Origin of the sequence: Sorangium sp. So ce327, assembly GCF_051530205.1 — a bacterium.
Lineage (GTDB): Bacteria > Myxococcota_A > Polyangia > Polyangiales > Polyangiaceae > Sorangium > Sorangium cellulosum_B.
Window position 1 is genome coordinate 5,887,308 of sequence record NZ_CP150330.1, and the last position, 22,020, is coordinate 5,909,327.

Consider the following 22,020-nt stretch of genomic DNA (forward strand, 5'->3'; position numbering starts at 1 on the left):
CCCGCTCCAAAGCACGCCTTGACCCTCGTCCAGGCGAGCGGCTAACGTGCGGCCGTTCTTTCGCCTCGCGGCAAGGTCCGGAGGCGGATCCCACCGGCGCGTCTCGCCGGGGGGCCGACGTCAAACGTGGTCGGGAGCGGCGTGCGCCGTACCCGCCATCTCATCAAGAAAAACAAGGACGGCCCAACATCTATGCGTGCTCGAGCCGGGGATCCCCCCCGCACGATGCCCCAGAAGATCCTTGCCGGGCGGGCGACGGATCCTCAGCTGCGCGGTGATCTCGTCCAGGTCAAGGTCGACCAGGTGATCCTCTCCAGGGCGCCGTCGCGCGCGCTGGCCGAGGCCATCGCCACGGGCATGAAGAAGACGCCGGTCGAAGTCGCCGTCGCCTACGACGGCACCTGCGTGGCCGACGCGAGCTCGCTCGCGGATATCGACGAGGGCAGCCCGCACTCGGTGTCGCCCGAGTTCCCGACCTACAACATCCCGATCGCGCGGCCCGGCATCGGGTTCCCTGCGCCCGTTCACCTGGAGCGCTTCGCGGCGCCGGCGCGGCTCGCCCTCACGGACGACCCGCGCCTCACGACCGTCGGCGGCATCGGCATGCTGTCGCTCGTCGTCTCGCCGAGCCAGCTCGGGCAGGCGCTCGCCACGGGCTCGGTCTGGCTCCGGCCGCCCCGCAGCGTGCAGATCCACCTCTCGGGCAGGGTGCGGCCCTTCGTCTGCGCGCGGGACGTCGCCCTCGAGCTGCTCCGCAGGAACCTCGACGAGGTGGTGCGCCGCATCGAAGGCGAGCACCACGCGCCGGTGATCCTCGAGTTCGCCGGGCCGAGCGCGCGGCTGCTCTCCGTGGGCGACCGCGCGGTGCTCTGCGGCATCGCGCCCCAGGTCGGCGCGGCGGCGGCGCTGTTCGTGAGCGACGAGAAGACGGAGGTCTTCCTCCGCGATCAGCGCAGATCGAAGGCCCACCGCGCGCTCGTGCCGGACCCGGGCGCGCCGTGCGAGGAGGTCGTCTCGATCGATCTCGGCACGGTCGATCCGCTCCTCATGGACGAGGAGGGCGTGGTCCGGCCCGTCCGCGATCTCGCCGGCAAGCCCGTGGCGCAGGTCGTCCTCGGGGGCGACTCCGGCGTGACGTTGCGCGACATGCTCGCGGCGGCGCTGCTGCTCAAGTCGAAGCGCGTCCCGTCGCGGCTCGACCTGCTCGTCGCGCCGCCGTCGCGGCAGGTGCTCGAGGTGCTCGCGCAGTCGGGCGCGCTCGTCGATCTCGTCGCTACGGGCGCGCGCATCGTCGAGCCGGACAGGCGCGTCGTCACGTCGGAGATCTACCCGCCGCCGCCCGGCAGCCTGTCGCTGCGCACCGCGGATCCGGAGCCCCGCATCGCCGGGGCGCCGTCGTTCGTCGTGGCCTCGGCGGAGACCCTGGCCTACGCGGTGGCGACGGGCGCGGTCGGCGATCCGCGGTCGTTCAAGCGGCCGGTGCGGGTGACCGTGCCGCGGGCGCTGCCGACCGACGACGTGCTGATCCTCCGCGACAAGAAGGGGGAGCAGGTGAGCACGAAGAAGCCGCCGCCGGCGCCCGCGGCGGTGCCGTGGAAGGGGCCGCTGACGCTCGACGTGCTCGCCGGCGTGCCGAAGGTGAACGGGCACGCCGCGGTCGGGGCGCGCGGGCGCGCCGCCCCTGCGCCGGCCGAGGCGCCCGCGGCGGCCGCCGCGGACCCGCAGGGGCAGGCAGCGCCGGCCGAGGGCAAGGCGGCCGGCGGCGTGGCGCTCGTCCTGTCGACGCTCGACGAGGTGCGGGCGGTCGCGGAGCGCGCGACCGATCTCTCGACGGTGCGCGCGGTGGTCGCGCCCTTCGTCCCGAGCACCGCGGTGTCGGCGTTCGCGAGCGAGGGGATCGCCACGTTCCTCGTCGGCACGGAGGCCCTCGGCAGCATCAAGGACCAGAAGAGCGTGGAGCTCCCCGCCCCCGCGCAGTGGGGCGATCGCGTCGCGGCGATCTTCGGGAGCGAGCGCGTCGAGATCGCCTGGCTCGCGACCGGTATGGAGCGGAGCTGGACCCACGCAGGCACCGTGCGGCAGCCGCCCAGCGCGGGCAAACCAGCGAGGTAGCCGGGCCGGGATCCCGGTGGCGAGGCAGCCCCCCGCAGGAGCGAGGAGCCGCCTTCCACCGGGAACCGGGGAGCCGGACAGCAGCGCTCAGGGAGCCGCGCGCACCGGGGCCAGCGGGGCGAGGAGCTTGATCTCGTTCGTGAGATCGCGGAAGCGGATCTGCTGCTCGTTGATCTGCATCTCGAGGACGATGACGCGCTTCGTGATCTCGTCGAGGCGCGCCGACGCCTTCGCGAGCCGATCGGTGAGGTCGCGGCGGAGCTCGTCGGCGGTCTTGTTCTTCTCGATGGCCCTGAGGTTCTGGCGGAGCTCGTGGCTCTGCTGCTCGAGGCGCTGCTGCTCGGCGAGGATCCTGTCGCGCTCGTCGATCGCGGGGCGGAGCTTGCCCCGGATGTCCCAGGCCTGACCGAGCTGCTTGGCCACGGCCGCGTCGGCGCGCGGGTCCTTCAGGTAGCCTTGCACCGCGTCGTCGGCGAGCTGGTCGAGCCAGTCGATCTGCTGCCGGAAGAGCCGTCGCTCGTCCACGTCGAGCACGGCCGTCCCCCGCCGCGGCACGTCGATCGGAACGAGCGCGCTGCCCGTGCCGACGTTGTCCTCCGTGCCCTTCGGGGGCGCGTGCAGCCGCGTCCCGTGCAAGCGGGGGTGCTTCACGAGCGTCCTCGCCGCGAGGTCGCCGCCGTTGCGGACGGCGTACTTCGTGTGCGTGACCCAGTCGCGCTCGATCTCGAGCGCGCCGCCCTCGATCTTCGCGAGGCGCGCCCCCTCCGCGCTCTCGTCGCGCGTCGTGTCGACGGCGAGGCCCCGCTCCAGCGCGAACGGCACCGTCGTCGTGGCCCCCGGCGGCAGCGGCTCGACCATGCCCTGCCCCAGGAACGCGCCGTTCTCGAAGACGGCGATGGGGCCGCGCTCCAGCAGCCCCTTCGTGTCGTTCGTGAAGCGCGCCACCCGGAACGGGTGAGAGCTCGACGCGGGCACGCCGCCGTCGGGCGCGAACAGGAAGATCGACTCGCCGGGGACCTGCCGGGCCAGGAGCAGGACCATCGTCGCGCTCTTGTCGGGGATGTCGACAGGGAACGGGATGTCGTAACGGGTCGTGCCCGCCTCCATCGCGACCGCGGCGAGCGCGCTCATGTTGCGCGGCGGAGAGGGGTTCATCACCATGGGCGGCGGCGCCTGCGCCGCCGCTGACCGCTTCAACTGCGGCCCCGCGTGCTGCCCGGCGGCGCGCGCCTCGTCGCGGTCGCTCAGCTTCGGCATCGGCTTCGCGGCGGGCGCCGTGGCAGCCGCGCTCGGCCTCGTGGACCGCAGCCTGCCGCCGCCCTTCTCCATTTCGGCCTGGACCTCGTCGGCGAACGCGTACCCCTCGCCGTCGTCGCCCGGCGCCGCGGGCGCAGGCGCGACGGGCGGCGGTGGCGGCGGCGCGGCCTCGGTGGCCAGCGTCGTCTCGCTCGTCGGCACGGACGCGATCACCTCGCCCTGGTCGCTGACGACAGGGCGCGGCGGGATCGCCGCCTGGTCGAGCGTCGCCTGGAACGCGAGCGGCGCGCCCGCCACGAGCGACAGCTTCACCCCCTTCCAGTCCTCGCCCGAGAGGTTCTGCACGATGCCCCACGCCTGGAGGTGCGCCTGCTTCGAGTCCGCGCGGGGCGCTGCGCCCTGCGCCCCACCGGCCCCCATCACGAGCCGGTACGACGGCCTCCACACCGGCGTCTCCGCCACGTAGCCGACCACGAGATCGTGCTCTCGCCCGTCGAGGGTGAGCTTCACCTTCTCGTGCTCGTCGTCGCGCTTCTTCGCCGCCGCCGCGCCCTTGTCCTTCGGCGCCGGCGTCGGCGTCACCTCGGGCTCGAGCTCCTCCGGCGCCTCGTCCTCGCCGGATCCGTCGTCGACCTCGACAGGGAACGACGCGCTCCGGACGCTGCTGCCGCCGGCCTCGATGACCGCGAGCGTCGCGAGGAAGTCGCCGACCTTCTCCTTGCGGACCCGGAAGGTCACCTGATCGGCGTCGATGAGCCCTCGGCGCTCGAAATACGCGACGCCGTTCCTGTAGATGACCACGCGCCGCAGCGCGAGCCCCGAGGCGTCCACATCGGGGCCGCGCGCGCAGCCGGCGAGCAGCGTGAGAGCGAGGAGCAGGCCGGAGCCCGCCCGCGCGACGTCGTACCGTCTCATGAATGTCCCTGGGTTTTGCTTGCGTCAGCTGTCGGAGGGCGCCGCCGAGGCGCGGCGCCAGTCGGGCGGCAGGTCGAGAAAGCCCTCGTTGCAGAGGAACTCGTAGAGCCCCTCGCAGACCTCGCCGCAGATCATGCTGAAGAGGTGGGGATCGGTGATGAAGAGGATCGTCTCGTCGCGCTCGGCGCCCGCGGTGTCGGCGAGCTGGGCGACCAGCTCGTCCTCGGCGAAGCCGACGAGCATCACCATGAGGTGGCGCTCGAACGCGGCGCGGAAGCGGGGGAACGCCTCGCTCGTCAGCTTGTACGAGTACGCCCTGCCCTCGAACGTCCGCGCGTCCTGCACGACCCGCGCGGAGATCTCGCCGAGGCTCTGGGCGAGCTGCACGCTGAAGAAGTCGACGAGCACGGCGTGGACCACCGAGACGATGCGCCTGAGCTCGCTGGATCGGCGCGCGAGGAAGGCGTCCTGCATGTCCTTCGTCAGCTTCGCGAGCAGCTCGAACGACTGCTCCCGCGCGTCCTCGGACGCGAACTCGAAGCCGTCGAGCTCGACCTCGATCCGGTTCTTGTAGCGGGTCAGCACGTAGAAGAGCGCCTGCTCGCCGTGGTGGATCACCTTCGGCGCGCCGTCGCGGCCGCGCGTCTTCTCGTGGAGCTCGGACTGGAAGAACAGGCGGGCGAGGTTCCTGTGGATCTTCTTGAGCCGCCGCTCGACGAGCAGCGAGATGCCGTCCTCGCGGATGACCCGCTCGAGCAGGGCGCAGAGGGTCTTCTCGTGCGCGTCGCGGATCGCATCGCGGTTCTTCGCCCCGCGATCCGCGGCGCCCGCCGACGCCTGGATCACCTTCAGCTGGGCGACGACCTGCGCGGTGACCGCGTCGAGCTCGGGGTTGGTCTCGAGATCGGCGCGGTAGTGGACGATGCGCGCCTGCATCTGCTCCTCGAGCAGGCCGAGCGCCATCTCGGTGATGTGGTCCTTCAGCGCCTGGCTGACGTGCTCGCCGACGCGCCGCGGCGCGTCGGGCGGGAGCGGCCTCGGCGGCTCGTACGCCGGCCTCCCCCCCGGTTGCGATCGGCCCGAGGGCGGCAGCGGCGGAGGGTTCCGAGGGACCGGGGCCATGACCCGACAGCATAGCGGAACTCGCCCGTGGTGTGCGCTTTTGGCGGAGCGGCGCGAGTCGGAGTAAGACGGCGGCCATGCACGCGGCCATGCACACGCTCGCTTCACCCATGTGCGCCTCGGGACCGGAAGGCCCTCGGGCGCCCTCCTCGCCGGCCCTCTCGTCCATGGCGCCCCCGCGCCTGGATCACCGGCGCCTCGCGGCGGCGCGCCTCGCGGCGGCGCTCGCGCTCGCGCTCGCCAGCGCCGGAGCGGGCTGCTCTCGCGACGGCGACGGACAGCCGCCGCCCGCGCGCACGCCGGAGCCCGCGGCACGGCAGGAGCCCGCGGCGGCGGCGCCGGCCGCCACCGCAGAGACCGCCGGGACGACCGCCGCGACGGACAGGAAGGACGGCGCCGCGGGGGCGCCGGCAGGGCAGCGCGAGAGGTTGAACGTCCTCGTGGTCTCGATCGACAGCCTGCGCGCGGACATGCCGTGGAACGGTTACGAGCGCGACATCGCGCCCGTGCTCACCGCGTTCGAGAAGAAGTCGGTCAGCTACACCCGCCACTACGCGATCTCGTCGTACACCTCGATGAGCGTCGGCGGCTTCCTCGCCGGGCGGTACCCGAGCGAGGTCGATCGCAGCGGCTACTTCTTCGGCAACTACCCCGACAGCGTCCTCATGTTCCCGGAGCTCCTGCAGAAGGCCGGGGTGCGGACGATGAGCGCGCACGCGCACTTCTATTTCGACCAGAAGGCGGGCTTCCGTCAGGGCTTCGACGTGTACGAGATCGTGCCGGGGCTCTCGGCCGACAACACGACCGACCGGAACGTCACGAGCCCGGGGCACCTCGAGCTCGCGATGAAGATGCTCTCCGACAAGGCGAACACCTCGGGCACCTTCTTCGCGTACTTCCATTTCCTCGATCCGCACGACGTGTACATGACGCACGAGGGGATCCCGACGTTCGGCAAGCGCGCCCGCGACAAGTACGACGGGGAGGTCAGGTTCACCGACATGCACGTCGGCAAGCTGCTCGACTTCGTCGCGCAGCAGCCGTGGGGCAAGGACACGGCGATCATCGTGACCGCGGACCACGGCGAGGCGTTCGGCGAGCACAAGATGTTCCGCCACGGCTTCGAGGTGTGGGACGTGCTCACCCACGTGCCGCTGATGATCCAGGCGCCCGGGATCACCCCGCGCCGGATCGACGTGCCTCGCAGCTCGATCGACCTGGCGCCGACGATCCTGGAGCTGACCGGCGCGCCGGCAGAGCCGTCCTTCCCCGGCAAGAGCCTGGTGCCCGAGCTCCACGGCGCGACGCCGGAGCCGCGCGACGTCATCGTCGACCTTCCGCGGACGAGCGACAACGACCGGCGCAGGGCGCTCATCCACGGGCAGTACAAGCTCATCGCGTACGGCGACGACGACGCGTTCGACCTCTTCGACGTCGTCGCGGATCCGGGGGAGACGAAGGATCTCAAGCGAACGCAGGCGCCGGTCTTCGAGGAGATGAAGGCGCTCTACAAGGAGCGCTCCGCGGCCATCAAGGACGTGTGCCCGAAGAACACGGCGAAGCTCAAGGGGAAGAAGAGCAACAAGCGGTGCTAGCGCGGAGCGCCGCGCCGCGCGCTGCCACCGCTGAGGAGCAGCGCTAGCGCGCCGGCGGGGCGACGGTGAGCGTCACGACGTCGTCCTCCCCCTCCTCGATCCCGGCGCGCGCCACGAGGCGGGCGCCTTCGCACTCGAGGTGGAGCACGACGGGCGCCACCGCCTGGCGGCCGCACGACGGATCGCTCGAGACGCGCGCCGCGAAGGCGCTGCGCGCGAGCTCGACCGCAAGGGCGATGCCTCCGATGCGGCCCATCGCGTCGTCCGGGGCGACCTCGCGCGCCGAGCGCGCCTCCTCGAGGCGCGTGAAGAGCGCAGGCCCGCGGATCGCGACCTCGATCGGGCGGCCCGCCGCGTCCTCGAGGACGGCGACCTCGATCTCCGCCTGCCGCGGCGCGCTCTCGCCCTCGGCCGTCACGACGAACCAGAGCGGGATCCGCTTCGCGCAGACCGCTGCGCCCGGGCCTGCGCGCTCGTCGGCGGGCGCGCAGCGGGGAGGCGGAAGCGCCAGGCTGAACGGGACGATCACCTCCGCCGGCGCCTCTGCGAGGGGCCGCCCCCAGGCCCCCCTGTCCAGGAACCGGCGCAGCCACGCGGTGACCTCCTCGCCGACCCGCGCGCGATCCGCGCGCTGCGTCGCGAGCTGCGCCTCCGTCTCCTGAGCGGCGCGCGAGAGGACGTCGCCTGCGCTGCGCTCGCGGACGAGCTCGCGCAGCCGGTGGGTCGCCTCATCGCGGAACGCGCCCCTGGGCAGCGTCGCGAGGTACGCGGTGAGGCCCGCGGCCGTCCTGCGCTTCGCTGCGTAGTAGATCGGCTCGGCCCGCGTGAGGTACGCGCGCACCTCGCCGGCGAAGGCCCCGCGCGGATGGCGCTCCAGGTAGGCCGACGCCGCCGAGAGCCGCCCCTCGAGCGTCCTCGAGACGCGCGTCGCCCGGTACGCCGCGTAGTCGTCGTAGCTCGCCAGGAGCGCCGGCTTCGAGGCGCACCCGGACAGGACCGCGACGAGCGCCGCGAACGAGAAGCTCCGAGCGGAAGTCGCAAGGCGCCGGACAGAAGCGACTGCGCCACGCCCGCTCATGGCGCCTCTTCCAGTGGGCAAAAATTGCACTCGGTCGGGGTCGACGCGCCTTCGTCGGCCATGTGGCCGCGGTACTCGTCGCAGCTCGCGAACTTGAGCTTGTGCAGGCACACCTCGCCGTCGTGGACCAGCGGATAGCAGCCGGCCGGGAGCTCCGGCGCAGCCTCGAAGGCGCAGGCGGCGTCGCAGGCGCGCGTGAGCAGGCCGCACTCGTCGCACCGGGCGCAGTCGATCTGCGCCTTCAGGGCGAAGAACTTGTACGGGTCGAGCTCCTCCGGCGCCTGCCCGCAGCTGCCGATGTCGCCGACCACCGGCGCGATGCCCACGAAGAGCAGCAGCGCCGCCACGCCGGCGATCTCCTTCGCCCGGGGGCGCCCGCCTCGACGCTCGCGCTCCGGCAAGCTCATGGCAAGAGCTCGTGATCGATCATGAGCCCGAGCTGCGCCGAGACGACGGGATAGACGGTGTACGCCGCGTCGTACGTCGCGGCGCCATAGAAGAGATCCACGACGATCTCGCCCGAAAGCGCGACGCCCGCGAGCAGGGAATACCCGAGCCCCAGGGCGAGCTCGCCGCCGACGTTCACGTCGGGCTCGATCAGGATCGCCGCGCCGAGCCGCCCGTACCCGAGCACGCGCGAGAGGCCGCGGTAAGCGACGAAGTAGCTCGGCGTGAGCGACTCCTGCGGGACGCCGCCGACGGCGACCGAGAAGCGCAGCGCCCCGCCGTGCTGAACGCCGTCGGCCGGCCCCAGCGCGAGCGCGACCCCCAGATCGAGGTACCCCGCGGTGAGCGAGAGCGACTCCGCCGTCTCGCCGAGCTGCGTCTGCAGGCGGTAGGGGTTGTTGAACCGGATCCCCTTCCCCATCGCGACGGTCGACACGACCCGGCCCGCCGTCCCCGGTGGCCGCGCGAGCGCGCGGTACGCGTCGAGCTCGGCGCCGCCGCGATCCTCGCCGGGCAGCGGCGCCGCAGCCCCCTCGGCGCCGCGGTCTGCGGCGGGCTGGGCCGCGGCGGCGCGCCCCGAGGATGCCCCGAGCAGAACCGCCACCAGCGCGAGCCCGGTCCGGAGTTCCAGCATGGCCACGAGCCTTCTACCCCGAGGCAGCGCCCGCTGGCACGCTCAATTGCGTCCCGGCCGCGCGCCGCGCGAGCCTCTCCACGGCATCGCCGCCCGGCGACGGCGCCGCGCGCCCCCGGCACGGCGCTCGCCACCGCTGCGTATCCGCCCGCTTCACCTGCGGACCGGACCCTGCATGGTGAGACCACCGTGAGCAATTCAAGCACCCGAGGCAGGCAAGGCACCGCCGCACAGCCGTCGGCGTTGCGCGCGCCGCGCGCCAGCACGACGCGGCGTCGAGAACGAGAAGATCGAAGCGAACCGGGAAGGCCGCGCAAGCCGGCCCATGAAGCCGCGACGTGGGCCGGCGCGAGCGAGCTGGACGATCCGTTCGTCGACATGCTCGACGCGGCGGCGGCGCCGCCGCTGCGGGGCAAGGTGAACCCGCGCAGCGAGATCAGCGACGTGATCCCGACGCTCGACGACGAGGTCCGCGGCTACCACCACCACCCCAACGACGCCGGCAGCACCGAGTTCGAGGTGAACCCCGACGCCGCCGACGCCGCCGCGGATCTGGCGAGCGACCTCGGGGCTGAGTTCCTGGAAGGCGCGACGAGGGGCCAGGACATCAGCGACGTCGTGATGTCGCACGACGACGACGACGGCGATCTGCCCTATCTCCTGGAAGACGAGGACGTCGAGTCCGTGGAACCGGACGCCGAAGCAGAGGACGAGCAACCGGTGACCCAGCGGATGCGGCGGCACGCGGGCTGACAGGCAGCGCGCGCCGTGCGTGACCGCGCGAGGTCGCGGCGCGCCGTCACGCGCGGCGCGCGACGAGGTCCGGCCCGGTCACGCCTGACCGAGCACGGGCAGCTCCGCCACCACCTCTCCGTCGATGCGGATGAAGGCCAGCAGGCCTTCGTCCTCGTAGGCCAGCACATCGAGCACGATCCGCTCGCACAGCGGCAGCACGTACAGCGCTCCGTCGTCCGCCATCACCGTCATGGATCGCACAGGTGCGCTCGCCGTGGGCAGCGTCTCTGTGGTCCGTCGTCGCGCATCCATGTCGCTTGAGCTCCCAGGCTTGAATCGAGCTCCGGCCACCGCCGGCGCCGCGAGGCTAGAGGGCCTGCCCGTCATCTCACCAAGCGCCTTCCATGCCACAACGTTGGCGCAGCAGCGCCCGGGTCCGCGGCGTTCCACGGCGACATATGGCTTTCGCCCTGGCCCGCGCCGCTGCGTCGCTGCGGCTCGGCCGCAAGCGGCGCCGCTCCCCGCCCGCAGCGGAGCGCGGCGCGCCCGGAGCGCCGCAACACCGCGATTTCGAGCCGTCTCCGGCCTCGCCGACGGGCGAGGCGCGCAGGCGTTCAGCCCGCCCGCGCGCGGTCATCGCGGTCTTCGCGCCGTTCCGGCGTCCGGCGCCGATGCCACGGACAGGACCTTTCGCGCGAGCTTGGAAACGCCGATATCCAGCGCGCCCGGATCGAGCCACGCCGCCTTCTCGTAGGGGGAGGCAAGCTTTGCCCGGAAGCGCCAGGGGGCCGCCACCTCGGCGCGCGCCACCGTCACGTCGAGGCGCCGGTGCGTGAGGATGTGGCGCACGCGGCCGACCTCGCGGAGCGCCGCGTCACGTGTGACGCCCACCAGCTCCAGGAGCGCGCGGGCGTCCGCGAGCGAGCGCGCCTCGACCATGGGCGGCTCCCAGAGCCCGCCGAAGAGACCTCCCTCGGCGCGCCGGACGAAGAGCACGCGATCGCCTGACCGCACCACCGCGGCGACCATCGCGACCGCCGGGACGTCGCGTTTCGGGGCGATCACCGGCAGCTCCGCCTGCCGCCCCGTGGCGCGCGCGACGCACGCGCCGTCGACGGGGCAGGCATCGCAGCGGGGATTCCGGGGCGTGCACACGGTGGCGCCGAGCTCCATCAAGGCCTGGTTGAAGCGTCCGGGATGGACGTGGTCCGCCGAGCCCCGCACGAGGCGTTCGGCCGTGGACCAGAGCTTGCGCGTGCCCGAGGCGCTGCGGATGTCGTCGTCGATGCCCTCGATGCGGGAGAGCACCCGGGCGACGTTGCCGTCGACGAGCGGCACCGGCTGATCGTACGCGATGCTCGCGATCGCGCCCGCGGTGTATGCGCCGACGCCGGGCAGGGCGAGCAGCGCGGAGACGTCGCGAGGGAGCGCGCCGTCGTGGCGCGCGGTGACCTCGCGCGCGGCGAGGTGGAGCACGCGGGCGCGGCGGTAGTAACCGAGGCCGCTCCAGAGCGAGAGCACGTCGTCGATCTCGGCGGAGGCCAGGGCGAAGACCGTGGGGTAGCGGGCGAGGAAGCGCTCGTAGTACGGGATCACCGTCTCGACGCGGGTCTGCTGGAGCATCACCTCGCTCAGCCAGATCGCGTAGGGGTCGCGCGTCCTCCGCCACGGCAGGTCGCGCGCGACGCGGCTGAACCAGGCCCCGAGGGCGGCCGCGATCTCCCGGTCGCGCTCGCCCGGGTCCGGCGCGGCGGGCGGCGGGGCGGCCGCGCCCTGCTCACCGGACGAGGCGCGGCGGCGCGGGGAGCGCTGCCGCGCCTGATCATCCTCGCCCACGCTCGCACGGCTGCGCGCGGGTCGCTGGTCTGGGCTCGCGCGCTTGCGCGCGGGTTGTTGCTGGTCTGCGCCCGCGCGCTTGCGCGCGGGTTGTTGCTGGTCTGCGCCCGCGCGCTTGCGCGCGGGTTGTTGCTGGTCTGCGCCCGCGCGCTTGCGCGCGGGTTGTTGCTGGTCTGCGCCCGCGCGCTTGCGCGCGGGCGGCCGGGACGTCGTGCTCACGCGCGAAAGGCCCTGCCTCTGCGCTGTCGACGCGGATCGCCGAGGTCGCACGGATCGCTGAGGTTGCGCGGCTGCCGCTCGCGGTGCTCAGAAAACGCTTCCATCGCGCGGGACTCTAGCGCAAGAGCCGACCGCGGTGTCGTCCCGGCGCCCCTGCCCACCCCAGCTGCTCCCTCGGGCAGCGCGCCTCTGCGCCGCGCTGTTCCTCTGGCTCGTCGCGCCTGGGTGCCGCGACGAGCCGCGCCCCTGGGAGGGCAAGCCAGGCCCCGCGGTCGTGCTCTCGGCAGCGCCGCCGCACCCAGCCGCGACGATCGGGACCGGCGGGCTCGCGGACGCCGACGCGGGACAGGGCGAGAGCGACGCCGGCGCGCGCACGGATCTCGATCTGCCGGTCCTCCCGGTGCGCGTCGGAGGTCCCTGGGTACGCTGCTATGGGAACTTCAGGATCAGCGGCGATCCGCTGAAGGACGTGACGCGCCTGTCGCTGCTCTGCGGCCCGGAGAACGGCATGCGCCGGATCTCGCCGAAGCCGATCGAAGGGCAGGTGGCCGAAGGCGGCGCGATCGTCACGGAGAAGCTGCAGGCGGTCCGGGGCGCGTGTTACCGGGTGTTCGCCGTCGGCGGACCGGGGGTCCTCAACCTGGACGTCGCCGTGCGGAGCAGCCGCGGGGCGATGATCGCGAGCGACGGCACCGAGGACGCATGGCCGATCGTCCAGCCGGATCGGCCCTTCTGCCCGCTCGAGGACGACAACGCCACCGTGGAGATCAGCGCCCGCCGCGGCAGCGGCCGGTTCGCAGCGGAGGTCTGGATGCTGAAATCCTACAAACGAGCGCGCCAAGGCGATGCCGGCACGGAAGCGGGAGAGGACGAGACGTACGAAATGAACAGCGAGACGGACGCCTACGAGGAGCTCTGAGCTGGCGCCGCTTCGACCATCGCCCGATCCACGCACATCGCGGACGCACGGTTTCCGTCCGGGTCACTGCAGTGTCCGCTGCCGAGCGATCAAAGGCAGAGCTTTCTCGTCTGCCGGACGCGCGCGAAAGGCTCCCCATCGTCATCAAAATCCGGCAGATCCATGGACCATGGCGCGACGCCGGCACCCTGCACGCACCCCTGCATTGACGTGGCCGCCCCGTCCCGCTAGGGGAGCCCGAGCCATGGCCGACGACACCGAGCCGCTCCGCGAGGACGAAGGGGACAAGGTGGAAGGCGAAGGCGAGAAGAAACGCCTCTTCGAGCGCGCTATCCCGGAGCTCTTCAAGCGCGTGGTCGAGCGCGCCGTCGAGAGCGGCATCGACAAGCTCAGCGAGGGGCCCGAGAACCTCCGACACTTCGTGGGCGACCTCAAGCTGCCCAAAGAGGTCCTCCACTACCTCTACACCCAGATCGATGAGACCAAGAACGGTCTCTACCGGGTCGTCGCGAAGGAGATCCGGGACGTGCTCGAGCACACCCAGTTTGCGGACGAGATCACGAAGGTGCTGACGAAGCTCTCCTTCGAGATCAAGACCGAGATCCGCTTCATTCCCAACGAAGCGGCCAAGAGAGACGACAGCCAGGACGAGCCGAGGACCGGGTTGCCGAAGCCGGAGGTCACCGCTCAGGTGAACGTCAAAGACCGAAGCAAAGAGACCGGGCGAGACCGGCGCCGTGAGGAGAAGTGACGACGAAAAAGCTTAGGACGGGCGGCGAAGTCGACGCCTGGTGCACCAAGTGCCGCCTCGATCTCACCCATCGCATCATCGCGATGGTCGGCGACGTGGTGAAGAAGGTCGAGTGCAAGACGTGCATGTCGCACCACCTCTACCGCCAGCCGAAGAGCGAGCGGGAGAACCGCGCGGCGGCGCGCGCCGCCGCTCGGAGCAGCAACGAGCCGCGGGCGGCGTCGAGCTCGCCGCGCGGCGGCGGCGCGGAGCGCCTCACGGCCGCACAGCGCGCCGAGCGCGATCAGACGCTCGCGTGGGAGCGCGCCATCGCGGGACAGCCGTCCGGGGCGTTCAAGCCGTACCGCATCACGCTGACCTTCGGCGAGGGCGAGCTGATCCACCACAGCAAGTTCGGCGACGGCGTGGTCGCGAAGGTCATCGATCGGGGCAAGATCGAGATCCTGTTCAAGGACGGCCCTCGGACGATGGCGCACGGGCAGCCGTAACGAGCGCCGCGGCGCTCGCTCGAAGCCCGAAATTTGGGGCTGCCCGCGCGATCGGGTAACCTCGGTATCGCCTTGGACAACCCTTCGCCCCCTTCTGCGAGCGGGTCCCTCCGCAGGCGGCGATCCCGCGCTCGCTGGCCCGAGCGCGCGCTGCGTTGCGTGGCGATCTGCGCGATCGCCGTCGAGGCGCTCTGGTACGGTATCCACGAGGTCCGCGGCTTCGGCCCGGCCCTCGCCGACGGCGTGCGCGCCGTGGTCGGCCCTGCGCCTGTCGCGTGGGCCGAGGACGTGGCCTACGGCGTCGCCGATCGGCTGAACCGGGCCGTCTACCGCGACGCGGCCCCGAAGACCTTCTGGGAGCCCCCGCCCGCCGCCGCGGAGGCCGTGCAGGGCGCCGAGGGCCCGGAGGCCGAGACGGTCACGTCGCCCGCCTCGTTCCAGCCGCCCTTCCCCGAGGTCGCGGCCACCGGTGACGGCGTCTGGACGCCGATCGCCGACAGCGCCGCCCGGCCCGGCGAGGCGCAGGTGCTCTGGAAGAGCGTCGTGCACCCCGACCCGAAGCGCGTGTTCGCGGCCATCGCGGTGGTGGCGATCGATCTCGGGCGCGTCGACCTCCGGCTGGTCGCGGGCACGAAGGAGCCGTTCTCGCCGGACATCCCGGCAGAGCGACGCCCTGGCCTCGTGCCAGGAGGCCACGCCGCGGAGCTCGTCGCCGCCTTCAACGGGGGCTTCAAGGCGATGCACGGCCACTACGGGATGATGCTCGACGGCGACACGTTCCTGCCGCCGCGCGACAGGGCGTGCACGATCGCGCTCTACCGCAGCGGCGCGGTGCGGATCCGAACCTGGCCCGAGCTGCGCGACGGCGAGGCCCGCATGGCCGCGTACCGGCAGACGCCGCCTTGCCTGGTCGAGCAGGGCGAGCTCCACCACGCGCTGTACGACTCGAACCGGGACTGGGGCGCGACGGTGAGCGGCGAGACGGTGATCCGGCGCTCGGCGCTCGGCGTCGACGCGACGGGCAAGCTGCTCTTCTACGGGCTCGGCGAGGCCGTCACGGCCCGCAGCCTCGCCCGCGGGATGAAGGCCGCGGGCGCGCACGACGTGGCGGAGCTCGACGTCAACCACGCCTACCCGCGCTTCCTCCTGTACGGTCGCGGCGCGGACGGAGCGGGTCCACGCGCCAGCTCGGCGCTGATCCCGGACGTGCAGTTCAAGCCCGAGGAGTACGTCGCGGAGCCGGCGCAGCGCGACTTCTTCTACCTGCGACGCCGTCGGCCTTCGGCGCCGCTCGGGATCGCCGATCCGGCGCCCGAAAGCGACGCCCTCGAGCGCGGCGGGCGGTGACCACCGGCCCTCGCCGCGCCCGGGAGAGCGCGCGTCGCTAACGGCGATCGAGCACCTCGCGCAGGCGGTGCGCGAGGGTCTCGGGGGTGAACGGCTTCTGCAGCAGCGCGAACTCGCGATCGGGCTCGGCGCCCGCGAGGACGTCCTCGGCGTAGCCGGAGATGTACAGCACACGCGCGCGCGGGTGGATCGCGACGGCGCGCTCGGCGAGCTCGCGGCCGTTCATGCCCGGCATCACGAGATCGGTGAGCAGGAGGTCCACCGCGTCTTCCCCCTCCCGCGCGAGCATCGCCAGCGCTTCCTCGCCGCTCGCGGCCGAGAGCACGCCGTAGCCACGCCGCTCGAGCACATCGACGATGAGCTTGCGGACGGCGTCGTCGTCCTCGACGACGAGCACCGTCTCGTCGCCGCCCGCGGGCGACGGCCGCGCCCGAGCGGGCGCCACCTCGGCGCGCTCCTCGACGCGCGGGAGGTAGACGCGGAACGTCGTGCCGCGCCCGAGCTCGCTCTCGACCTCGATGAGCCCGCCGCTCTGGCTCACGATCCCGTACACCGTGGCGAGGCCCAGCCCCGTGCCCTTGCCTCGCGCCTTCGTCGTGAAGAACGGCTCGAACAGGTGCGAGAGCGTGTCGTGATCCATCCCGTTGCCGCTGTCGGTCACCGAGAGCACGACGTAGGGGGGGCCTCCAGCGGCGGGCGCGTCGTCGTCGTCGCGCTCCGCTGGCGCGAAGGACCTCGCCGCTGGGCTCTCGCCAGGCTCGCCCAGGGAGGTCTCGACGACGAGCTTGCCGCCCCTCGGCATCGCGTCGCGCGCGTTCACGACGAGGTTCAGGACGACCTGCTCCAGCTGGCTCTTGTCGACCTTGATCGAGCCGAGATCCCGGCCGACGTTCGTCTGCAGATCGATGTCCTCGCCGATGAGGCGCTGCAGCATCGTCTGCATGTCGAGCACGACCGCGTTGACGTCGAGCACCTCGCGCTGCAGCGCCTTGCGGCGGCTCATCGCGAGGAGCTGCCGCGTGAGCGCCGCGGCGCGCTCCCCGGCCTTCGTGACCTGGAGGGCGTCGCGCCGCAGCGCGCTGTCGGGCCCGAGGCGGCGAATGAGGAGCTCGCCGTAGCCGAGCATCACCATGAGCATGTTGTTGAAGTCGTGGGCGATGCCGCCGGCCAGCCGGCCGAGCGCCTCCATCTTCTGCGACTCGCGCGAGCGCTCCTCGCGCTGCCGGAGCGCCTCCTCGGTGCGCCGCCGCTCGGTGATGTCGCGGACGAGGACGAGGACGTGCCCCTCGAGGAACGGCATCACCCGCGCCTCGACGTGCCGCTCTCCGCCGGCGCTCGCGACGGCGTGCTCGAGCGCGACCACGGCGCCCGCCTCGTGAGCCTCCTGGCTCGCGCGCTCGAGCCGCTCCCCGAGCTCCAGGGGGAGCACCTCGGTCATGCGCTTGCCCGACAGCGCCTCCGCCGCGACGTGGAGCTCGGAGAGCCGCGGCTGGTTGTAGTCGACGATCTGCAGCTCGGCGTCGAGGCGGAAGCAGAGATCGGGGATGGCCTGAAATAGCGCGCGGAGCTCGCCCGCGGCGCGCGCGCCCTCCCGCTCGGCGCGCCACCGCTCGATGCTCTGCCCGATCTGGCTGCCCACGGACGCAAGGACGCGGAGCAGCTGCTCGTCGCCGCGGTGCGGGGCGCGGCTCCTCAGCTCGATCACCCCGGCGACGCGGGGGCCGCACGGGATCGGGACGGCGCACGCCGCGCGCTCCCAGCCCGGCGCGCGCGCGGCATGCTCGACGACGTCGCCCACGCTGGCGCGGAACACCGGCGCGCCGCGCCGGAAGGCGTCGCCGACGAGATCGGACTCGGCGGCGAGGCTCGACCCATCGCGGAGCACCTCCGCGAGCGCCTCGCGATCGCCGTGCGCCGCCGACCGGGCCGCGACGCAGCGGAGCGCGCTCGCTCTCGCCGCGGACCGCGGCGCGTCGCCCGCGGCGCTCGGCTCCGGCTCCGCGAGCCAGAGCGCGGCGACGTCCCAGCCGAGGTGGTCGAGCAGCGCGGCGAGCACACGCGGAGCAGCCTCCGCCAGCGAGGCCGCCTCGCACAGCGCGCTCGTCGTCGCGAGGTGCGCGGCCAGCCGGGCCTCGGCCTGATGGACCTCGGCCAGGCCGCCTGGCGCTGCACCGGCGTGGACCTGTCCCTCGGGATCGAGATCGTCGTGTGGCACGTGAAGCCGCGGAGCCCCCATGCGCTCAGCCGCCGGTCTTCTCTGCGGCGCCGCTATCGAGGTGGACCGTCCAGCAGACGGCGCCGGAGGCCGGCTCACCGCCGGGCGGCCCCACGCTGATCTCCGCGCGGGCCGGCCCGACGGCCCGGACATAGAGCCGCTGTCCGACGGCGCCGCGCCCGAGCGCGCAGACCGCGCGGCGCACGCGTGGATCGTCCGCCGCGACCTCCCCCTCGTCGTCGGCGGCCATGAACAGGAGCTCGACCTCGGGCTTCAAGCAAGCGCCGACCTCCCGCCAGACGTCGTAGTCGACGGACGGATCCAGGACGTCCGCGAGCTGCCCGTGGCGGGCGCGCCCGACGCGGTAGCGGAACGCGTCGCGCTTCTCCGCGCGGAGCGTGGCTCCGATCCGATCGAACCGGAGCGACAGCGCGCCGAGCGCGGCCGCCATCTTCACGGTGGGGGCGCCCAGGTTGGCCTTGTCCGGCTCCTTGAAGCGGTGCACCTGCACCCCCGCCGGCAGCACGCCTGCGAGCAGCTCCGCGAAGCGCTGGTTCATCCCGAGGCGCCCGCCGAGCAGGATCCTGAGCCCCTGGTAAGGATCCGGCTCCCGCCCGATCTTCGCCACCGCGCCCTCGAGGTGCCGGCGGACCACCTCGACCCCGTCCCGGAACCACGCGTCGAGCGCGCCGCTCAGCGCGCCGCGGTCGATCGAGAGCGGCACGACGACCGGCTCCCCGTCGAGCCCGACCAGCGAGAGCCGCTCCGCGACCGTCGCGCTCGGCCCCCCCTCGAGGAGAGGCCGCAGCAGCTCCTTGAGCGCCCACGCATTGGCGCGCCCATCGGGGGACGGAGCGAGCAGGCATTCCGCGCCGTCGATCGGCTCCTCCTCGGGCGGGCGCTCGAAGGGGATCCGGCGATCGCGCATCGCGGCCTGGCTGGACGAGTACACCCTGTAGGCGATCCGGTGGAGGAGCCGCTCGCCCCCAAGCCAGGGGATCGCCGTGGGCTCGAGGTACTCGACCATCCGCTCAAGCCCCTGGGCGGCCTCGTGCGCCTTCGCGCTCCGCAGGATGCCGAAGGCGAGCCCCGCCTCGCTGGCCCCGGCGTCGATGACGCAGAACGGGACGCCGCCGTCCCGCAGCTGGATCCCGAACATCCGGAACGCCTGGACCGCATAGGCGATCGCGGACGGCCCCCCGTCGACGACCTGCAGGCCGTCGAGGTCGTGGTACTCGCAGAGGCCCGCGGGCAGGCTCCGGAACATGCCGCGGCGGAAGGCGACGAGAACGCTCTCGCGGCGCTCGGGCGACCAGCCCGTCGGCATCGTGATCACGTAGCGCGTGGAGAGCCCCCGCGAGCGCTGGTTCAGGTGCAGGCCGACGTAGTACGCGTAGAGCTCCAGCGGATCGAACGGGTCGTGCGCGCCGATCCCTTCCTCGTCGATGATGGGCGGCGCCGGCTTCTTCAGCGCCTCGGTCGTGTCGGGGTCGCTCCTGCCCCGGAGGCGGAACGGCTCGCCGCGCTCGGTCCGCTCGCGCAGGAGCGGGAGGGCCGGCAGGGAGGCCGCGGCGCGCTCGTGGACGTCGGCGCCCGGCCGGACGCGCATGTCGCGCGCTGCGTGCCCCACGAGCACGTCGCCCCAGCGCGTCATGGGCAGGATCACCCGATCGCGCCAGGCCTTCGTCGTCCGGGCCAGCGCCTCGAACGCCACCTCGCTCGGGTTCTCGTTGTCGGCAGACACCCGGATCGGCGCGTCGGCGCCGATCCGGACGAACTCGGCGCCCCCGCGCTCGCCCCGGACGGCGACGACCGTCGACGCCGCGCCGACGTCCACGGCGACCCAGTCGGCGCGCACGTCGAGCCGCGGATCGCGCCGCTTCACCTCGGGCGGGATCGGATCCTTGTCGGTCTTTCCGGTGCGGCGGTGCAGCCCGACCACGCGGCCCTGTCGGAGGATGGCGATGGACGTCGCGCCGAGGAAGCGCGCGCCGGTCCAGAAGCCCTGCGCGGGATCGACCAGCGTCGTCCCCTTCACCGGATCGAGGTTCGCGACGACCTTCGGGAAGAAGTCCGCGATCTGCTCCGGCGAGGCCACGCCGTCGTAGCGCTCGACCTTGATCGGCGGCGAGTAGTAGTTCTGGAGCCCTTCACCGTAGATGCGCGGACTGACCTGGATCAGCTTCAGATAGGGGATCGGGCAAGTCTGCTCGTCCAGGCGGAACTCCTGGTAGAGCGCGGTCGGGGCGATCGTGTTCTCCATCTCGGGCGCGATGCGAGGCACGCTCGCGCTCATCTCGGTGCCGAAGTACATGAACTTCGTGCCGGCGCCCCCGGTGAAGGCGGCAATCCTGACCTCGTTGAACGTCGCCTGCCCGACGATGAGCGGCGGTAACGCGATCACGTAATCGAGCACCAGCGTCGTGAGCCAAGGTTGGTCGAAGAGGCGCGATTCCCAGCGCATGACGAGCGTCGGGAACGCGCGGCCCTCGAGGGAGACGATCTTCTCTGCCTCGCGGACCAGCGCACCATCGACGGACAGCTCGTAAACCGGCATACGTGGGCGACGTTATCACGAAGATCCCCTGCGCCGGCCCGGGGATCGCGGCAGCGGGGCGTTCGTTGTCAGGCGCTCAGGCGCTCAGGCGCTCAGGCGCTCAGGCGCTCAGGCGGCCGCGCGCCGACGCCATCGATCCTCGTTCCTCGTGTGGGGGCGTCCACGCCGCACGGCGGCGGGTGAAGGCGACGCCCGTCGTCGCCCTGCGAGGGCGTAGGCCGGCCTCGGGCGACCGTGCTAGCCTGGCGGCGTGATTTGCTTCTCCGGACCGGGAACGCTGTCATGAATCCGTTGGTCGGCGAGATCATCGACGGCAAGTACCGGATCGTCCGGCTGCTCGGCCAGGGGGGCATGGGCGCGGTCTTCGAAGGCGAGAACCTGCGCATCCGGCGCCGCGTCGCCATCAAGCTGCTGCACGCGAACATCTCGAGCCAGGCCGAGTCCGTCGCGCGCTTCGAGCGCGAGGCCCAGGCCGCGGCGCGCATCGGCTCCGATCACATCTGCGAGGTGCTCGACCTCGGCGTGCTGCCGGACGGCACGCGGTACATGGTCATGGAGTACCTTGAGGGAGAGACCCTCGGGGCCAAGATCGAGCGGATGGGACGGCTCGGGCCGGAGCTCACCGTGCCGCTCATGGTGCAGGTGCTCGAGGCGCTCGGCGCCGCGCACGCCGCGGGGATCATCCACCGCGATCTCAAGCCCGACAACATCTTCGTCATACCGTCGAAGGCCGGCCTCAGCAACTTCGTGAAGGTGCTCGATTTCGGCGTCTCGAAGTTCTCGCAGCTCGCCGGCTCGGAGATGAGCATGACGCGCACGGGCGCGGTGGTCGGGACGCCGTACTACATGTCGCCGGAGCAGGCGCGCGGCTCCAGCCCCGTGGATCAGCGGACCGACATCTACGCCATGGGCGTTCTGCTCTTTCAGGCGACGACCGGGCAGGTGCCGTTCGATGCGGCGACCTTCAACGAGCTGCTCTTCAAGATCGTGCTCGAGCCGGCCCCCCTGCCCCAGCAGCTCGTGCCCGACCTCGACGCCGAGTTCTCCGGGATCATCCAGAAGGCGATGGCGCGCGAGCCGGGGAGCCGCTTCCAGAGCTGCGCGGAGTTCAAGAACGCGCTCCTCGCCTGGGCCGCAGCGCGGCCCAGCCTGGCCTTGCTGACCACGGGGCGGACGTCCTTCCCCCGGCTGTCGCTCCCGTCCCAGCCCGAGACGGCCACCCCTCCGCCCACCCGCACCGAGACGCCGTGGGGTGGCCAGAATGCGCCGGCCATGCCCGGCATGGGCCAGACGCCGCAGCTGACCGCGAATTCGTGGGGCGCCTCGTCAGGGGTCACGGGCCGCTCGACGCGCCCGCCGTCCAGGATGCCGCTCCTCGCCGCGCTCGCCGGGGCGGTCAGCTTGCTGGGCGCGGGCGTCGCCGTCTGGCTCGCCTTCGGACACAGCGGGACGACGGGCGCGGCGACCGCGGATCCGAGCGCGGTCGGCGCGACGGCCATCCCGGCGCCCACGCCCCCGCCGCCCACGCCGCCGACCGCCCCGCCGACCGAGCCGATCGTCACCGCGAGCGCCACGGCCACAGGGCCCGCTCCGCCCGTCACCGCCGAGCCCGTCGCGGCGCCGACGGCCTCCTCGGCCCAGGTGAAGCCGCTCCCGCCGCGCCCACAGCCTCCTCAGACGAAGCCGTTGCCCGTCACGAAGCCGCCGCAGACGACGCCGTCGACGAAGCCGAGCACCTCGAAGCCGCAAAAGCCGGGGGTACCGGGCGACTTCGGCTACTGACGCCGGCGCCA

At 72.7% G+C, this 22,020-nt stretch carries 17 protein-coding genes; 8 read left to right on the forward strand and 9 right to left on the reverse strand.

Going from position 1 to position 22,020, the window contains the following annotated elements; all coding sequences use genetic code 11:
• Window positions 1-225: 225 nt before the first annotated feature.
• On the forward strand, window positions 226-2,112 hold the full coding sequence (locus WME95_RS22115; RefSeq protein WP_437910441.1) for an aconitase family protein: 1,887 nt from the start codon (window positions 226-228) through the stop codon (window positions 2,110-2,112).
• An 87-nt stretch (window positions 2,113-2,199) separates the two neighbouring features.
• On the opposite strand, the gene WME95_RS22120 is transcribed toward WME95_RS22115, so the two are convergent.
• Together WME95_RS22120 and WME95_RS22125 are read right to left on the reverse strand one after the other, a co-directional pair.
• Window positions 2,200-4,284 (reverse strand): hypothetical protein, encoded by a 2,085-nt coding sequence (locus tag WME95_RS22120; protein ID WP_437910442.1) that lies wholly within the window; start codon window positions 4,282-4,284, stop codon window positions 2,200-2,202.
• A gap of 24 nt (window positions 4,285-4,308) precedes the next feature.
• A complete protein-coding gene (locus WME95_RS22125) occupies window positions 4,309-5,406 on the reverse strand; it encodes a hypothetical protein (protein ID WP_437910443.1) in 1,098 nt (365 codons plus the stop codon).
• A 77-nt stretch (window positions 5,407-5,483) separates the two neighbouring features.
• On the opposite strand from WME95_RS22125, the gene WME95_RS22130 reads away from it, so the two are divergent.
• The gene (locus WME95_RS22130; RefSeq protein WP_437910444.1) at window positions 5,484-7,001 is read left to right on the forward strand and encodes a sulfatase; all 1,518 of its coding nucleotides are present in this window, start codon (window positions 5,484-5,486) and stop codon (window positions 6,999-7,001) included.
• A 43-nt stretch (window positions 7,002-7,044) separates the two neighbouring features.
• On the opposite strand, the gene WME95_RS22135 is transcribed toward WME95_RS22130, so the two are convergent.
• From WME95_RS22135 to WME95_RS22145, 3 genes are read right to left on the reverse strand one after another with little or no spacing between them, the layout of a single operon-like run.
• Entirely contained in the window at window positions 7,045-8,079 is a 1,035-nt protein-coding gene (locus WME95_RS22135; RefSeq protein WP_437910445.1) for a hypothetical protein, read from the reverse strand.
• Window positions 8,076-8,486: a hypothetical protein gene (locus WME95_RS22140; RefSeq protein WP_437910446.1), complete on the reverse strand. Its 411-nt coding sequence runs from the start codon at window positions 8,484-8,486 to the stop codon at window positions 8,076-8,078. The genes WME95_RS22135 and WME95_RS22140 overlap by 4 nt, the downstream gene beginning before the upstream one ends.
• Window positions 8,483-9,160 (reverse strand): hypothetical protein, encoded by a 678-nt coding sequence (locus tag WME95_RS22145; protein WP_437910447.1) that lies wholly within the window; start codon window positions 9,158-9,160, stop codon window positions 8,483-8,485. Before WME95_RS22145 ends, WME95_RS22140 begins: the two co-directional genes overlap by 4 nt.
• Window positions 9,161-9,538: 378 nt before the next feature.
• Between WME95_RS22145 and WME95_RS22150 the strand changes: the two genes are divergently transcribed.
• Window positions 9,539-9,913 (forward strand): hypothetical protein, encoded by a 375-nt coding sequence (locus WME95_RS22150; protein WP_437910448.1) that lies wholly within the window; start codon window positions 9,539-9,541, stop codon window positions 9,911-9,913.
• Between the two features lie 78 nt (window positions 9,914-9,991).
• On the opposite strand, the gene WME95_RS22155 is transcribed toward WME95_RS22150, so the two are convergent.
• Window positions 9,992-10,147 (reverse strand): hypothetical protein, encoded by a 156-nt coding sequence (locus tag WME95_RS22155; protein ID WP_020736650.1) that lies wholly within the window; start codon window positions 10,145-10,147, stop codon window positions 9,992-9,994.
• Between the two features lie 381 nt (window positions 10,148-10,528).
• Complete coding sequence (gene mutY / locus WME95_RS22160; protein WP_437910449.1) at window positions 10,529-11,731, reverse strand: A/G-specific adenine glycosylase; 1,203 nt, start codon at window positions 11,729-11,731, stop codon at window positions 10,529-10,531.
• A gap of 355 nt (window positions 11,732-12,086) precedes the next feature.
• Here mutY and WME95_RS22165 point away from each other — a divergent pair, with 355 nt between their 5' ends.
• The 4 genes from WME95_RS22165 to WME95_RS22180 all read left to right on the forward strand — a co-directional run bounded on the left by WME95_RS22165 (window position 12,087) and on the right by WME95_RS22180 (window position 15,455).
• On the forward strand, window positions 12,087-12,869 hold the full coding sequence (locus WME95_RS22165) for a hypothetical protein (RefSeq protein WP_437910450.1): 783 nt from the start codon (window positions 12,087-12,089) through the stop codon (window positions 12,867-12,869).
• Between the two features lie 244 nt (window positions 12,870-13,113).
• Window positions 13,114-13,620, forward strand: coding sequence for a hypothetical protein (locus WME95_RS22170; RefSeq protein ID WP_437910451.1), 507 nt, complete (start codon window positions 13,114-13,116; stop codon window positions 13,618-13,620).
• Window positions 13,617-14,108, forward strand: coding sequence for a hypothetical protein (locus tag WME95_RS22175; protein WP_437910452.1), 492 nt, complete (start codon window positions 13,617-13,619; stop codon window positions 14,106-14,108). The genes WME95_RS22170 and WME95_RS22175 overlap by 4 nt, the downstream gene beginning before the upstream one ends.
• Window positions 14,109-14,267: 159 nt before the next feature.
• On the forward strand, window positions 14,268-15,455 hold the full coding sequence (locus WME95_RS22180; protein WP_437910453.1) for a phosphodiester glycosidase family protein: 1,188 nt from the start codon (window positions 14,268-14,270) through the stop codon (window positions 15,453-15,455).
• 37 nt (window positions 15,456-15,492) lie between these two features.
• Here the strand turns inward: WME95_RS22180 and WME95_RS22185 are convergent, their stop codons facing one another.
• Window positions 15,493-17,670, reverse strand: a complete 2,178-nt coding sequence (locus WME95_RS22185; protein ID WP_437910454.1) for an ATP-binding protein — start codon at window positions 17,668-17,670, stop codon at window positions 15,493-15,495.
• Between the two features lie 25 nt (window positions 17,671-17,695).
• Entirely contained in the window at window positions 17,696-20,227 is a 2,532-nt protein-coding gene (locus WME95_RS22190; protein WP_437910455.1) for a hypothetical protein, read from the reverse strand.
• 282 nt (window positions 20,228-20,509) lie between these two features.
• Here WME95_RS22190 and WME95_RS22195 point away from each other — a divergent pair, with 282 nt between their 5' ends.
• Window positions 20,510-22,009, forward strand: coding sequence for a protein kinase domain-containing protein (locus WME95_RS22195; protein WP_437910456.1), 1,500 nt, complete (start codon window positions 20,510-20,512; stop codon window positions 22,007-22,009).
• Window positions 22,010-22,020 lie beyond the last annotated feature (11 nt).